The sequence below is a fragment of the [Acidovorax] ebreus TPSY genome (genome assembly GCF_000022305.1).
Classification (GTDB): domain Bacteria; phylum Pseudomonadota; class Gammaproteobacteria; order Burkholderiales; family Burkholderiaceae_C; genus Diaphorobacter; species Diaphorobacter nitroreducens.
Map to the genome: position 1 here is coordinate 2,379,728 of NC_011992.1, position 13,727 is coordinate 2,393,454.

Genomic DNA, 13,727 nt, shown 5'->3' on the forward strand with positions numbered 1-13,727 from the left:
CACAATGACCGCAAGCCCTGGCCAGGCTGGGGCGCTGCAAGGAAATGAAGCTGCCATGACGTCATCCCCGGCCTCCGCGCTGCCCTCGTCGCCCGCACCCGCGGGCGGCTCCACATTCACCCAACGTGCCGGCCTGTGGGTGGCCATCGCCGTGCTGCTGCTCATCGCCTTCATGCCCGCCCTGCCGGGCCTGCCGCAGGCCGGGCAGATGATGCTGGCCGTCCTCGCGTTCGCGGTGATCCTGTGGATGACCGAGGCGCTGGACTATGCGGTGAGCGCCGTCGTCATCGGCGCGCTGATGATCGTCCTGCTGGCCATCAGCCCCGTGCCAGGCAAGGAGGCGGCAGGCGCCATGATGGGCACGCGCGCCGCGCTGCCCTATGCCCTGGGGGGCTTCAGCAACAGCGCCGTGGTGCTGGTGGCGGCGGCGTGCTTCATCGCCGCGGCCATGACGGCCACGCAGTTGGACAAGCGCATCGCGCTGCAGGTGCTCTCGTACGTGCCCGCGCGCGCCAACCACGTGGCGATGGGCGCGATCCTGGTGGGCTTTCTGCTGTCGTTCATCGTGCCCAGCGCCACGGCGCGCGTGGCCTGCCTGATGCCGATCATGCTGGGCTTCCTGTCGGCCTTCGGGGCGGAGCGGCGCAGCAAGTTCGCGGCGCTGGTGGTGATCACCGCCGCGCAGACCGCCAGCGTGTGGAACATCGGCATCAAGACCGCCGCCGCGCAGAACATGGTGGCCATCGGCTTCATCGAGAAGCAGTTCGGCCAGACCATCACCTGGGGCGAGTGGTTCGTGGCCGGGGCGCCGTACTCCCTCGTGCTGACCATCGCGCTGTACTTCGTCATGACGCGCATGCTCAGGCCCGAGATGGACCACATCGCCGGCGGGCGCGAGGCCATCCGTCGCCAACTGGCCGAGCTGGGCCCCATGACCGCCAACCAGTGGAAGCTGCTGGGCATCACGCTGGTGCTGCTGGGCTTCTGGGCTACCGAGGGTGTGCTGCACGACGTGGACACCACCACCTCCACCATCGTGGCCATCGCACTGATGCTGCTGCCGCGCCTGGGCGTGATGGGCTGGAAGGAGTCGCAAAGGGGCTTTCCCTGGGGCACGGTGCTGCTGTTCGCCGTGGGCATCGCCATGGGTGCAGCCCTGCTCAAGACCGAGGCCGCGCCCTGGCTGGCACGCCTGATCGTGGACAGCCTCGGCCTGGCCAACGCCACGGCATTCGCCATCTTCATGCTGCTGGCGCTGTTCCTGATCGTGATCCACCTGGGTTTTGCCAGCGCCACAGGCCTGGCCTCCACCATGATCCCGATCATCATCAGCGTGCTGCAGGCGGTGCAGACGCCGGGCATCAACCCCATCGGCATGACCATGCTGCTGCAGTTCGTGGTCAGCATCGGCTTCATCCTGCCGGTGAACTCGCCCCAGGGCATGCTGGCCTACGGCACCGACACCTTCGACATCAAGGACTATGTGCGCACAGGCCTGGTGCTCACCGCCGTGGCCATCGCGCTGCTGGTGGTGTTTGCGCTGACCTACTGGCCCTGGATGGGCTACATGACCCTGCCGGCGCGCTGAGGCCCCATCGCCGGCCTGTGGCCCATGCGATTACAGGCATTTTTGGCCTGTAGCCCTTTACTGATAAGCGGTAGCAGCTATCAAAAGGTTAGCAGCTACCACCTGCTAGACCACCACCGGCTCCGGCTCCAGCCGGATGCCGAAGCGCTCGTACACGCTGGTCTGGATGGCGCGCGCCAGCGTCATCACCTCGCCGCCGGTCACGCTGTCGTCGGGCGTGCCGCGGTTGACCAGCACCAGCGCCTGCTTGTCGTACACGCCGGCCTTGCCCACCGTCTTGCCCTTCCAGCCGCAGGCGTCGATGAGCCAGCCCGCCGCCAGCTTGATGGTGCCGTCGGGCATGGGGTAGTGCACGATCTTCGGGTCGCGCGCGATGATGTCCTGGCACTGCTCGGGCGTGACCGTGGGGTTCTTGAAGAAGCTGCCGGCGTTGCCGATCACGGCCGGGTCGGGCAGCTTGGCACGGCGGATCTCGCACACCCAGTCAAAGATCTGCTGCGCCGTGGGCCGCTCCACGCCCGCCTCCTGGCGCTTGCGCTCCAGGTCCAGGTAGCCCAGCTCAGGCGCCCAGTCCTTGCGCAGCAGAAAGCGCACATGCGTGATGACCGCGCGCCCGGCCAGCCCCATGCCACGGTGCAGCCCCCCGCCCTCGTGGGGCGCCTGGGGCGCGGCATGCTTGAACACCGAGTCGCGGTAGCCGAAGGCGCACTGGGCTGCGTCCAGCGTGAAGGGGCGGCCCGTGGCCAGGTCGATGGCCACCAGGGAATGAAAGCGGTCCTGCAGTTCCACGCCGTAGGCGCCGATGTTCTGCACGGGCGCTGCGCCCACGGTGCCGGGAATCAGCGCCAGGTTCTCCAGGCCGGGGTAGCCCTGGGCCAGCGTCCAGGCCACGGCCTCGTGCCAGACCTCGCCCGCGCCGGCCTCCACGATCCAGGCCTTGTCCGTCTCTTCCAGCAGGCGCAGGCCCTTGATCTCCATCTTCAGCACGAGGGGCTTGACGTCGCCGGTCAGCACGATGTTGCTGCCGCCCCCCAGCACGAACACCGGCTGGCGCTCCAAGCGGTGGTCGCCCAGCAGGTCGTGCACGTCCTTGGCCGAGCGCACGCGCACCAGGGTGTGCGCACGTGCGGCGATGCCGAAGGTGTTGTAAGTCTGCAGGGGAACATTTTTCTCGACTAACATCGACCGGATTGTCGCACCCGCCCCCAGGCGGGCGCGGGTTTGTACCGAGTTAGCCGCGAGTGATGCCATGCCTTCTTTTGATACCGTCTGTGAAGCCAACTTCGTCGAAGTGAAAAACGCCGTGGAGAACACCGCCAAGGAGATCGGCACGCGCTTTGACTTCAAGGGCACCTCTGCCGCCGTCGAGCTGAAAGACAAGGAAATCACGCTGTTCGGCGACGCCGACTTCCAGCTGCAGCAAGTCGAGGACATCCTGCGCAACAAGCTCACCAAGCGCAACGTGGACGTGCGCTTCCTGGACGTGCAAAAGCCCCAGAAGATCGGCGGCGACAAGCTCAAGCAGGTGGTGAAGGTCAAGAACGGCATTGACAGCGAGCAGGCCAAGAAGATCCAGCGCCTGATCAAGGACAGCAAGCTCAAGCTGCAGGCGGCCATCCAGGAAGACAAGGTGCGCGTCACCGGCGCCAAGCGCGACGACCTGCAGGCCGCCATGGCGCTGATCCGCAAGGACATCGCCGACCTGCCGCTCACGTTCGACAACTTCCGCGACTGATGACCGCCCGCCGCCCATGCACCGCCTGACCCTGCGCCTGGCCGTCGCCCTGCTGGCGGTCACCGGCCTGCCCGCCGCCTACGCGCAAAGCGTGGCGCTGGCCGGCATCCTGGGCGGCAAGGCCCTGCTGGTGGTGGACGGCAGCGCGCCGCGCAGCGTGGCACCGGGCGGCTCCCACATGGGCGTGCACGTGGTGTCGGTGGGCCGCGACGGCGTGGTGCTGGAGGTCGCGGGCGCGCAGCGCGCGATTCAGCTGGGCGAGTCGCCCGTGAGCATTGGCGGCAGCGCGGCCGGCCAGCGTATCGTGCTCAAGGCCGACGCGCGCGGGCATTTCATCAACAGCGGCTTCATCAACGGTCGCGTGATGCAGTACATGGTGGACACGGGCGCCACCACCGTGGCCATCGGCCGGCCCGACGCGCAGCGCATGGGCCTGAAGTTCGAACAGGGCCAGCCCGTGATGATGAACACCGCCAACGGCACGGCGCAGGGCTGGCGCATGCGGCTGGAGTCCGTGCGGGTGGGCGATGTGGAACTGCGCAGCGTGGACGCCATCGTCACCGCGGAGGCCATGCCCTATGTGCTGCTGGGCAACAGCTTCCTGCGCGAATTCCACATGAACCGCAGCGGCGACGAGATGGTGCTGCAACGCCGCCGCTGACGCGCGTCGCCCTCAGGCCCCCATGTCCGCACAGCCCCAACCCAGTGGCACCGATCCGTCGGGCAGCGACTACGAAGACCTGCTGGGCCAGTGGTCCGACCTGGAGTCCGCCCTGTCGGCGCTGCTCGCGCGACCACGGCAGGCGCGCGACTTCGTGGCCAAGGTGCGCCAGTGCGACCGCTGGCTTCAGGACCTGGTGGCGCACGACATCGACGCCGCGCTGTACCTCATGTTCCAGCTCGCCGCCACCTCCACCGTGGGCTACAGCGCATCGCATGCCCTGGTGTGCGGCACGCTGTGCCACATCCTGGCGCAGGAGTTGCAGTTGCCGCCGCAGGAGCGCGACAGCCTGGTGCGCGCGGCGTTCACCATGAACATCGGCATGACGGCGCTGCAGGATGCGCTGGCCGTGCAGCGCGAACCGCTCACGGCCGAGCAGCAGCAGGTCGTGGCCAGCCACCCTCGGCTTGGACTGGACATGCTGGAAGATCTGCAGGTCACCAACGACCTGTGGCTGGAGATCGTGGCGACGCACCATGCGCCCTCGTCCGACGCGGCCGTCCCCCTGGCGAGCCTGCCCGTACGGGAGCGGCTCACGCGCATACTGAGCACCATTGACCGCTACGCGGCCCTGATCAGCCCGCGTAAGTCCCGCGCCGGCCGCAGCGCCACCGATTCGGTGCGCGCCATCGTGGGCCAGGACAGCGACGCGCGCGACGAAGCCAGCCTCATGCTGGTGCGCACCGTGGGCCTGTGCCCGCCGGGCACGTTCGTGCGCCTGGACAATGGCGAGACGGCCGTCGTGCTGCGCCGCAGCGAAAGGGCGAACTTCCCGCTGGTGGCCAGCGTGCTGGATGCCAAGGGCGAGCCGCTGGCCTCGCCCGCGCTCTACCACACGGTGCGCGGACAACCGCGCATCCAGTCTGCGCTGGCGCGGTCGGCGGTGACGGTGGAACTGCACAACCGCACCATGGTGCGCCTGGGGCTTTATGCGGCACAGCGCACACAGACCCTGTCCCGCTGAAAAGCCGGGCCTGCAGCATCAGGAAACACACGGCACTGCGTGCCGCCTGCCGGGTGCGGCCAGGCGCGTATCCGGCTTTTAGACTTTCTTCTTGGAGCCCAGGCGCGATTCCTTGCCCTGCAGCAGGCGCTGGATGTTTTCCTTGTGGCGCCAGGCCAGCAGGCCCGACATCACGGCGATGGCCACGCCCACGCGCGCATCGGTGTACCACGCCACGCCACCGCCCAGCACGTAGAAGAACGGCGCGAACACCGCGGCCACCAGAGAGGCCAGCGACGAGTAGCGGAAGAAGAACGCAATGATCACCCAGGTGAGCAGCGTCGCCAGCCCCAGCCAGCCGCTGATGCCCATGAGCACTCCCAGCGCCGTAGCCACGCCCTTGCCGCCTTCAAAGCGGAAGAACACCGGCCACAGGTGGCCGAGGAACGCCGCCAGGCCGACCAGCGCCATGGTGCCCTCCTCCAGACCGTAGGGCGCGCCGAACCAGCGCACCAGCACCACGGGCAGCCAGCCCTTGAGCGCATCGAATAGCAGCGTGACGGCCGCCGCCGCCTTGGAGCCCGAGCGCAGCACGTTGGTGGCGCCGGGGTTCTTGCTGCCGTAGGTGCGCGGGTCGGACAGCCCCATCACGCGGCTGACGATGACGGCAAACGACAGGGAGCCCAGCAGGTAGGCGGCCACGGCAGCGGCAAGGGGCAGAAGGACAGTGCTCACGACAAGGGACGCTCAGGGAAGGTGAATGACAAAAGCAAAACCGCCCTATTCTGCCAGCGCGCACTGCACCGGCCGCGCACCCAGCAGCTGCACGCAGACCTGCGGGTCCAGCTGCACCAGAAAGCCGCGGCGCCCGCCGTTGATGGCGATGCGCGGCAGCTGCAGGATGCTCTCCTCGATGAACACCGGCATCTGCTTGCGCGTGCCGAACGGCGAAGTGCCGCCCACCAGGTAGCCGCTGTGGCGGTTGGCCACCTCGGGCTTGCAGGGCTCCACGCTCTTGGCGCCGATCTGGCGCGCAAGGTTCTTGGTGGACACCTTGCAGTCGCCGTGCATGAGCACGATCAACGGCTTGGCGTCCTGGTCCTGCATCACCAGCGTCTTGACCACCACGTGTTCGTCCAATCCCAGCTGGCGCGCCGACTCCTCGGTGCCGCCATGCTCCAGGTAGTCGTACGGGTGCTCCGTGAAGGCGACCTTGTGCGCGCGCAGCAGTTGCGTGGCAGGGGTTTCGCTCACGTGGGCGGTCTTGTCCTTCTTGGCCATAAACTCAAAAACAATAGCTGCCCGCGCTTACCAATCAAGCGTTACAGGCCGATTCGATCCAAAACTCACTGCGCCGGATCGCGTATCTCCCAGCGCACCGCATCGATGGCAGCCAGCAGTTCGGGCGACAGGCGGGTGTCCCACGCATCCAGGTCTTCGTCCAGTTGCGCAAGGGATGTCACGCCGATGATGGTGCTGCTCACGCGCCATTGGTGGTAGCAGAAGGCCAGCGCCATCTGCGTGGGCGACAGGCCGTGGTCACGCGCCAGTTGGTTGTAGCGGCGCGCCGCAGCCAGCGCCTCGGGACGGCCCCAGCGCTGCTTGCGCACCGACTCATAGCGCGCGATGCGCGCCTGTTGCGGCGCACCCGCGTCGGCGGGCGCGTACTGGTCGAACTTGCCGGTGAGCAGGCCGAACGCCAGCGGCGAATACGCAAGCAGCGACACGCCCAGGCGGTGGCACGTCTCGTCCATGGCGTTTTCCCAGCTGCGGTTGAGCAGGCAGTACGGGTTCTGGACCGACGCCACGCGCGGCAGCCCGTGCTGCTCCGCCAGGCGCACGAACTCGTGCACGCCGTAGGGCGTCTCATTGGACAGGCCGACATAGCGCACCTTGCCCGCACGCACCAGGCCGGCCAGTGCCTCCAACTGGTCGTGGATGGGCGTGGTGCTGACTTCCTTGGACGGGTCGTAGTACAGCGTGCCGAACGCGGGCACGTGCCGCTCGGGCCAGTGGATCTGGTACAGGTCGATCACGTCGGTCTGCAGCCGGCGCAGGCTGCCCTCACACGAGGCGACGATGTCCGCCGCCGTCATGCCCTGGCCCTTGCGGATCCACGGCATGCCGCGCGACGGGCCCGCCACCTTGGTGGCCAGCACCACCTTGCCGCGCGTGCCCGGGCGGCTGGCGAACCAGCGGCCGATGATGGATTCGGTGGCGCCACAGGTGGCCTCGCGCGCGGGCACGGCATACATCTCGGCCGTGTCGATGAAGTTCACGCCGCGCTCCAGCGCGCGGTCGAGGATGGCGTGCGCCGCCGGCTCCGCCACTTGTTCGCCAAAGGTCATGGTGCCCAGGCAGATCGGCGTGACGTGCAGGTCGCTGTGGCCAAGGGGAAGGGTATGCATGCAGGCTCCGAAACACAGTTGCGCCCGAGTTTACGGATTCGCGTCACATCGCGCAGGCCGCACCCACTCCGCCGCGTTGTCGCGGCCACGACGCGCCGCGGACGGTTCACCGCGAAATAATCCACCCATGTACCAAGCCCAACGCCCTTGCCGCACCGAGACCGTTCCCGTTCGCACGCTGCACTACCACGTGCGGGTCTGGGGCGAGCGCCCCGCCGATGCGCCGCCCCTCGTGCTGCTGCATGGCTGGATGGACGTGGGCGCGTCCTACCAGTTCGTGGTGGACGCCTTCAGCGCCGCCTTTGCCGCGGGCCGCCAGATCATCGCGCCGGACTGGCGCGGCTTCGGCCACACGCGCACGCCCGCACCGAGCGACAGCTACCACTTCGTGGACTACCTGGCCGACCTGGACCAGCTGCTGGACCACTATGCCGGCGAGCAGCCCGTGGACCTGGTGGGCCACAGCATGGGCGGCAACGTGGCCATGCTGTATGCCGGCGCGCGGCCGTCACGCATCCGCCGCCTGGTGAACCTGGAGGGCTTCGGCTTGCCCGCCACCCAGCCGGCGCAGGCCCCCCAGCGGCTGGCGCAGTGGATGGACGAGATCCGCCAGTTCGAGCGCGGCGACCTGGCCCTGAAGCACTACGACAGCGCCGACGGCGTGGCCCTGCGGCTGATGAAGACCAACCCGCGCCTGCCCTCCGACAAGGCCGCATGGCTCGCCCGCCATTGGGCGGCGCAAGATGCCCAGGGCCGCTGGCACATCCAGGGCGACGCGGCGCACAAGATCGTGAACCCGCAGCTGTACCGGGTGGACGAGGTGCTGGCGCTGTACCAGGCCATCACCGCGCCGGTGCTCTCGGTGCATGCCAGCGACGACAGCCTGGGCCAGTGGTGGAAGGGCCGCTACACGCTGCAGGAATACCACCAGCGCCTGACCCAGGTGCGCGACGTGCGGCATGCCGTCGTCGAGGACGCAGGCCACATGCTGCACCACGACCAGCCGCAGGCCGTGGCGGCGCTGATCGAGGCGTTCGTGGCCGGGCCGGCGCCCGCAGCCTGAGTCGACGCCTTCCACACGCGGCGCTCGCGCTGCCCACGCTCGCCTGTGCGCCGTGCAACGGGCGCGGCCGCGGCCCACGCGGCGGCCCCACCGCAGATATCCCCGCCGCGCAGCGCGGTGTCGTGGCAGGCGCTGCCGGCCGTGGCCGACAATCGGGCAACCGCGCTTTGCCGCTTTGTTGTCAGCCCACGAAAGGTAGCCCCACCGCATGGACCAGAACCGCGACGCCCACCCTCCCGCCACCCGCATCGGCATCGTCGGTTACGGCAATCTGGGGCGCGGCGTCGAGGCCGCAATCGCCAAGAACCCCGACATGGCGATCGCCGGCATCTTCACGCGCCGCGACCCCGCGCAGCTCCAGCCGCTGGGCGCAAGCGTTCCGGTGCACGGCATGGACAGCCTGTTGCGCCACAAGGGCGCTATCGACGTGCTGGTGCTGTGCGGCGGCTCCAAGGACGACCTGCCCTGGCAAAGCCCCGAGCTGGCCGCGCATTTCAACCTGGTGGACAGCTTCGACACCCATGCGCGCATCCCCGGGCATTTCGCCGCCGTGGACGCCGCGGCCCAGGCCGGCCAGACCACCGCACTGATCTCGGCCGGCTGGGACCCGGGCCTGTTCTCCATCAACCGCGTGGTGGGCGAGGCCCTGCTGCCCGACGGGGCCACCTACACTTTTTGGGGCAAGGGCCTGAGCCAGGGCCACTCCGACGCGGTGCGCCGCGTGCCCGGCGTGGCGGGTGGCGTGCAGTACACCATCCCCGTGCCCGAGGCAGTGGACAAGGTGCGCAGCGGCGTGCGGCCTGAGCTGTCCACGCGCGAGAAGCACCGGCGCGAGTGCTTCGTGGTGCTGCAGGACGGTGCCGACGCTGACGCGGTGCGCCGGGCCATCGTCGGCATGCCGCACTACTTTGACCAGTACGACACCACGGTGCAGTTCATCAGCGCCGAGGAACTGGCGCGCGACCATGGCGCCATGCCGCACGGCGGGTTCGTGATCCGCAGCGGCAACACCTCGGCGTCCAGCAAGCAGGTCATCGAATACCGACTGCAGCTGGACAGCAACCCCGAGTTCACCGCCAGCGTGCTGGTGGCCTATGCACGCGCGGTGCACCGCATGCACGCGGCGGGTCAGTTCGGTTGCAAGACCGTGCTGGACGTGGCGCCCGCCCTGCTGTCGGCCAAGAGTGCGGCGGAACTGCGCGAGCAGTTCCTGTAAGCCCCCCGGGAATCAGGCCAAAACAGCCTCTAGCGCCCACCCATCAAGCGCAGGTAGCTATCGCAAAGATAGCAATCACATATAACCCCGGTCGGTTCCCGGCGCTGCAGGGTGCGTTAGCGGGGGCATCAGCCCGCCATGAGAAAATCGCGCGTTATTCACAAGACACCACCAGGACACCCGCACCATGGAAGCAGAACGCATCAACCTCATCGGCACCACCCTCGAAGACCTGACCGAGCGGACCCAAGAGCTACGGAGGTATCTTTGACTACGATGCCAAGTTCGAACGCCTGCGCACCGTCAACGCATCGCTAGAAGACCCGGCTGTCTGGAACGACCCCAAGAAGGCCCAGGAGCTCGGCAAGGAAAAGAAGTCGCTCGACGCCGTGGTGCTGACGCTGCAAAAGCTCACCACCGAGCTGGCCGACAACGCCGAGCTCTACGAAATGAGCAAGGAAGAAGGCGACGAGGCCGGCCTGACGACCATCGAAGCCGAGGCCGAGAAGCTGCGCCCGCTCATCGAGGAGTTGGAATTCCGCCGCATGTTCAGCAATGAGGCCGACCCGCTGAACTGCTTCGTGGACATCCAGGCCGGCGCCGGCGGCACCGAGGCCTGCGACTGGGCCAGCATGCTGCTGCGCCAGTACCTGAAGTACGCCGAGCGCAAGGGCTTCAAGGCCACGGTGGAAGAAGAAACTCCGGGCGACGTGGCCGGCATCAAGAGCGCCACGATCAAGATCGAGGGCGAGTACGCCTACGGCCTGCTGCGCACCGAGACCGGCGTGCACCGCCTGGTGCGCAAGTCGCCGTTCGACTCGTCGGGCGGGCGCCACACATCGTTTGCGTCGCTGTTCGTCTACCCCGAGATCGATGACTCCATCGAGATCAACATCAATCCGTCCGACGTGCGCACCGACACCTACCGTGCCTCAGGCGCGGGCGGCCAGCACATCAACAAGACCGATTCGGCCGTCCGTCTGACACACATCCCCACGGGGATCGTGGTGCAGTGCCAGGATGGCCGCAGCCAGCACAGCAACCGCGACGTGGCCTGGCAGCGCCTGCGCTCGCGCCTGTATGACTTCGAAATGCGCAAGCGCATGGAAGAGCAGCAGAAGCTGGAAGACACCAAGACCGACGTGGGCTGGGGCCACCAGATCCGCAGCTACGTGCTGGACAACAGCCGCATCAAGGACCTGCGCACCAACGTCGAAGTCTCCGCCACGCAGAAGGTGCTGGACGGCGACCTGGACGTGTTCATCGAAGCCTCGCTCAAGCAGGGTGTCTAAACAGGGCGTGCAATCGCGCCCGCACAGATTGGAAAGCCCATCGCCATGATGAGAGAAGGACAAGCCATCGCCATCCACCGTGCCGACTACGCGGCCCCCGCGTACTGGATCGACACGGTGGATCTCACCTTTGACCTGGACCCGGCCAAGACCCGCGTGCTGAGCCGCCTGCGCGTGCGCCGCAATGCCGACGTACCCGCGCAGCCGTTGCGCCTGGATGGCGACGAGCTGAACCTGGCGCGCGTGATGGTCAACGGCGCCGGCACCTCGTTCAAGCTGGACGGCGGCCAGCTGGTGCTGGAAAACCTGCCGGAGGGCACCGGGCCCTTCGAGCTGGAGATTTTCACCACCTGCGCGCCCGCCAAGAACACCCAGCTGTCGGGCCTGTACGTGAGCCAGGGCACCTTCTTCACGCAGTGCGAGGCCGAGGGCTTTCGGCGCATCACCTACTTCCTGGACCGCCCCGACGTCATGGCCAGCTACAGCGTGCTGCTGCGCGCCAGCAAGGCCGACTACCCCGTGCTGCTGTCCAACGGCAACCTGGTGGACAGCGGCGAGCTGGAAGACGGCCGCCACTTCGCCAAGTGGGTGGACCCGCACAAGAAGCCCAGCTACCTGTTCGCCCTGGTGGCCGGCAAGCTGGTCGCGCGCGAGCAGAAGATCAAGAGCCGCGCGGGGCGCGAGCATCTGCTGCAGGTGTACGTGCGCCCGGGCGACCTGGAGAAGACCGAGCACGCCATGAACTCCCTCATGGCCAGCATCGCGTGGGACGAGGCGCGCTTCGGCCTGAGCCTGGACCTGGACCGCTTCATGATCGTCGCCACCAGCGACTTCAACATGGGCGCCATGGAAAACAAGGGCCTGAACATCTTCAACACGAAGTACGTTCTGGCCAGCCAGGCCACGGCGACGGACGTGGACTTCGCCAACATCGAGTCCGTGGTGGGCCACGAGTACTTCCACAACTGGACAGGCAACCGCGTCACCTGCCGCGACTGGTTCCAGCTGTCGCTCAAGGAAGGCCTCACCGTCTTTCGCGACCAGGAATTCAGCATGGACATGGCGGGCAGCCCGTCCGCGCGCGCCGTCAAGCGCATCGAGGACGTGCGCGTGCTGCGCACCGTGCAGTTCCCCGAGGATGCGGGCCCCATGGCCCACCCCGTGCGGCCCGACAGCTATGTCGAGATCAACAACTTCTACACCGTCACGATCTATGAGAAGGGCTCCGAGGTCGTGCGCATGCAGCACAACCTGGTCGGGCGCGACGGTTTTGCCAAGGGGCTGAAGCTGTACTTCGAGCGCCACGACGGCCAGGCCGTGACCTGCGACGACTTCGCCCAGGCCATGGCCGACGCCAACCCCGGCAGCCCGCTGGCCCAGCACCTGGAGCAATTCAAGCGCTGGTACTCCCAGGCAGGCACGCCGCGCGTGAAGGCCGTTGGCCAGTACGACGCCGACGCACGCCGCTACACGCTCACGCTGTCCCAAAGCTGCCCCGCCACGCCGGGCCAGCCCGACAAGCTGCCCTTTGTGATCCCCGTGACGCTGGGCCTGGTGGGCACCGACGGCCGCGCCCTGGCACTGCAGCTGGACGGCGAAGCCGCGGCGGGCGCTCCGGAGCGCACCGTGGTGCTGACCGAGGGCGAGATGACGCTCACCTTCACAGGGGTGGACGTGCCGCCCGTGCCCTCGCTGCTGCGCTCCTTCAGCGCACCGGTGGTCCTGGACTGCGAATACAGCGACGCCGAGCTGCTCACCCTGCTGGCGCACGACAGCGATGCCTTCAACCGCTGGGAAGCCGGCCAGCGCCTGATGCTGCGCATCGCTATCAATGCGATAGCTGATGGCGCTTTACTGGCGGGCGTAAACGGCCAGATCGGCCAGAACCTCCTGCCCCAGCCGCTGGTGCAGGCCATGCGCGACGTACTGCGCCACCCCACGCTGGACGCGGCCTTCAAGGAACTGGTGCTGACCCTGCCGTCCGAGGGCTACATCGCCGAGCAGCTGGACACGGTGGACCCGCAGCGCGTGCATGCCGTGCGCGAGGCGCTGCGCGAGCAGTTGGCCCTGGCCCTGCGTGACGACTGGGTCTGGGCCTGGGAGGAGCACCACGCCACGGGCGGCTACCGCCCGGATGCCGTGTCGGCGGGCCGCCGCGCCCTGGCCGGCCTGGCCCTGGGCATGCTGTGCCTGGCCGCGCGTTCCAGCGGCGACATCGTGTGGCCCGGCAAGACCTACCAGCGCTTCAAGGACGCGGGCAATATGACCGACCGCTTCAACGCGCTGGCGGCGCTGGTCGGCAGCGGCCACGAGTTGGCGGCGCCCGCGCTGGCGCGCTTTCATGCGCTGTTCAAGGACGACGCCTTGGTGCTGGACAAGTGGTTCGCGCTGCAGGCGGGCGCGCCCGACCGCGGCGGCCAGGTGCTGCCGGCCGTGCGCCAGCTCATGAAGCACCCGGACTTCCACATCAAGAACCCCAACCGCGCGCGCAGCGTGATCTTCAGTTACTGCAACGGCAACCCCGGGGGCTTTCACCGCACCGACGCCGCCGGCTACGTCTTCTGGGCCGACCGCGTGCTGGAGCTGGACAGTCTCAACCCCCAGGTGGCCGCCCGCCTGGCGCGTGCGCTGGACCGCTGGAAGAAGCTGGCCGAGCCTTACCGCACGGCCGCCCACGAAGCCATCTCCCGCGTGGCCGCCAAGTCCGACCTCTCCAACGACGTGCGCGAAGTCGTCACCCGCGCCCTTGCCGATTAAGAAA

At 68.0% G+C, this 13,727-nt stretch carries 12 protein-coding genes; 8 read left to right on the plus strand and 4 right to left on the minus strand.

The window, feature by feature from the left end:
• The first annotated feature begins 55 nt into the window (after positions 1–55).
• On the plus strand, positions 56–1,588 hold the full coding sequence (locus tag DTPSY_RS11220; RefSeq protein WP_015913667.1) for a DASS family sodium-coupled anion symporter: 1,533 nt from the start codon (positions 56–58) through the stop codon (positions 1,586–1,588).
• Positions 1,589–1,693: 105 nt separating this feature from the next.
• Here DTPSY_RS11220 and murB read toward each other — a convergent pair whose 3' ends face one another.
• Entirely contained in the window at positions 1,694–2,770 is a 1,077-nt protein-coding gene (murB, locus tag DTPSY_RS11225; RefSeq protein WP_015913668.1) for a UDP-N-acetylmuramate dehydrogenase, read from the minus strand.
• 67 nt (positions 2,771–2,837) lie between these two features.
• Between murB and DTPSY_RS11230 the strand changes: the two genes are divergently transcribed.
• From DTPSY_RS11230 to DTPSY_RS11240, 3 genes are read left to right on the plus strand one after another with little or no spacing between them, the layout of a single operon-like run.
• Positions 2,838–3,323 carry a YajQ family cyclic di-GMP-binding protein gene (locus tag DTPSY_RS11230; RefSeq protein ID WP_015913669.1) on the plus strand — a complete coding sequence of 162 codons (486 nt, stop codon included), beginning with the start codon at positions 2,838–2,840 and terminating at the stop codon, positions 3,321–3,323.
• Positions 3,324–3,339: 16 nt separating this feature from the next.
• Complete coding sequence (locus DTPSY_RS11235) at positions 3,340–3,984, plus strand: retropepsin-like aspartic protease family protein (protein WP_015913670.1); 645 nt, start codon at positions 3,340–3,342, stop codon at positions 3,982–3,984.
• Between the two features lie 22 nt (positions 3,985–4,006).
• The gene (locus DTPSY_RS11240) at positions 4,007–5,008 is read left to right on the plus strand and encodes an HD-GYP domain-containing protein (RefSeq protein ID WP_011805908.1); all 1,002 of its coding nucleotides are present in this window, start codon (positions 4,007–4,009) and stop codon (positions 5,006–5,008) included.
• 78 nt (positions 5,009–5,086) lie between these two features.
• Here DTPSY_RS11240 and plsY read toward each other — a convergent pair whose 3' ends face one another.
• From plsY to DTPSY_RS11255, 3 genes are all read right to left on the minus strand, one after another.
• Positions 5,087–5,722 (minus strand): glycerol-3-phosphate 1-O-acyltransferase PlsY, encoded by a 636-nt coding sequence (gene plsY, locus DTPSY_RS11245; RefSeq protein ID WP_015913671.1) that lies wholly within the window; start codon positions 5,720–5,722, stop codon positions 5,087–5,089.
• A 45-nt stretch (positions 5,723–5,767) separates the two neighbouring features.
• Positions 5,768–6,268, minus strand: a complete 501-nt coding sequence (gene ybaK / locus DTPSY_RS11250) for a Cys-tRNA(Pro) deacylase (RefSeq protein ID WP_015913672.1) — start codon at positions 6,266–6,268, stop codon at positions 5,768–5,770.
• 65 nt (positions 6,269–6,333) lie between these two features.
• Positions 6,334–7,395: an aldo/keto reductase gene (locus DTPSY_RS11255; RefSeq protein WP_015913673.1), complete on the minus strand. Its 1,062-nt coding sequence runs from the start codon at positions 7,393–7,395 to the stop codon at positions 6,334–6,336.
• Positions 7,396–7,522: 127 nt separating this feature from the next.
• On the opposite strand from DTPSY_RS11255, the gene DTPSY_RS11260 reads away from it, so the two are divergent.
• The 4 genes from DTPSY_RS11260 (at position 7,523) to pepN (ending at position 13,723) form a co-directional block, all read left to right on the plus strand.
• Positions 7,523–8,458: an alpha/beta fold hydrolase gene (locus tag DTPSY_RS11260; RefSeq protein WP_015913674.1), complete on the plus strand. Its 936-nt coding sequence runs from the start codon at positions 7,523–7,525 to the stop codon at positions 8,456–8,458.
• Between the two features lie 208 nt (positions 8,459–8,666).
• Positions 8,667–9,674: a diaminopimelate dehydrogenase gene (locus DTPSY_RS11265; protein ID WP_015913675.1), complete on the plus strand. Its 1,008-nt coding sequence runs from the start codon at positions 8,667–8,669 to the stop codon at positions 9,672–9,674.
• A gap of 187 nt (positions 9,675–9,861) precedes the next feature.
• Positions 9,862–10,966, plus strand: a protein-coding gene (prfB, locus tag DTPSY_RS11270) for a peptide chain release factor 2 (protein WP_011805914.1) whose coding sequence is annotated in 2 segments (ribosomal slippage) — positions 9,862–9,942 and positions 9,944–10,966 — 1,104 coding nt in all. Because the reading frame shifts where the segments join, the coding sequence is not laid out codon by codon here.
• 48 nt (positions 10,967–11,014) lie between these two features.
• Positions 11,015–13,723 (plus strand): aminopeptidase N, encoded by a 2,709-nt coding sequence (gene pepN, locus DTPSY_RS11275; RefSeq protein WP_041839043.1) that lies wholly within the window; start codon positions 11,015–11,017, stop codon positions 13,721–13,723.
• Positions 13,724–13,727 lie beyond the last annotated feature (4 nt).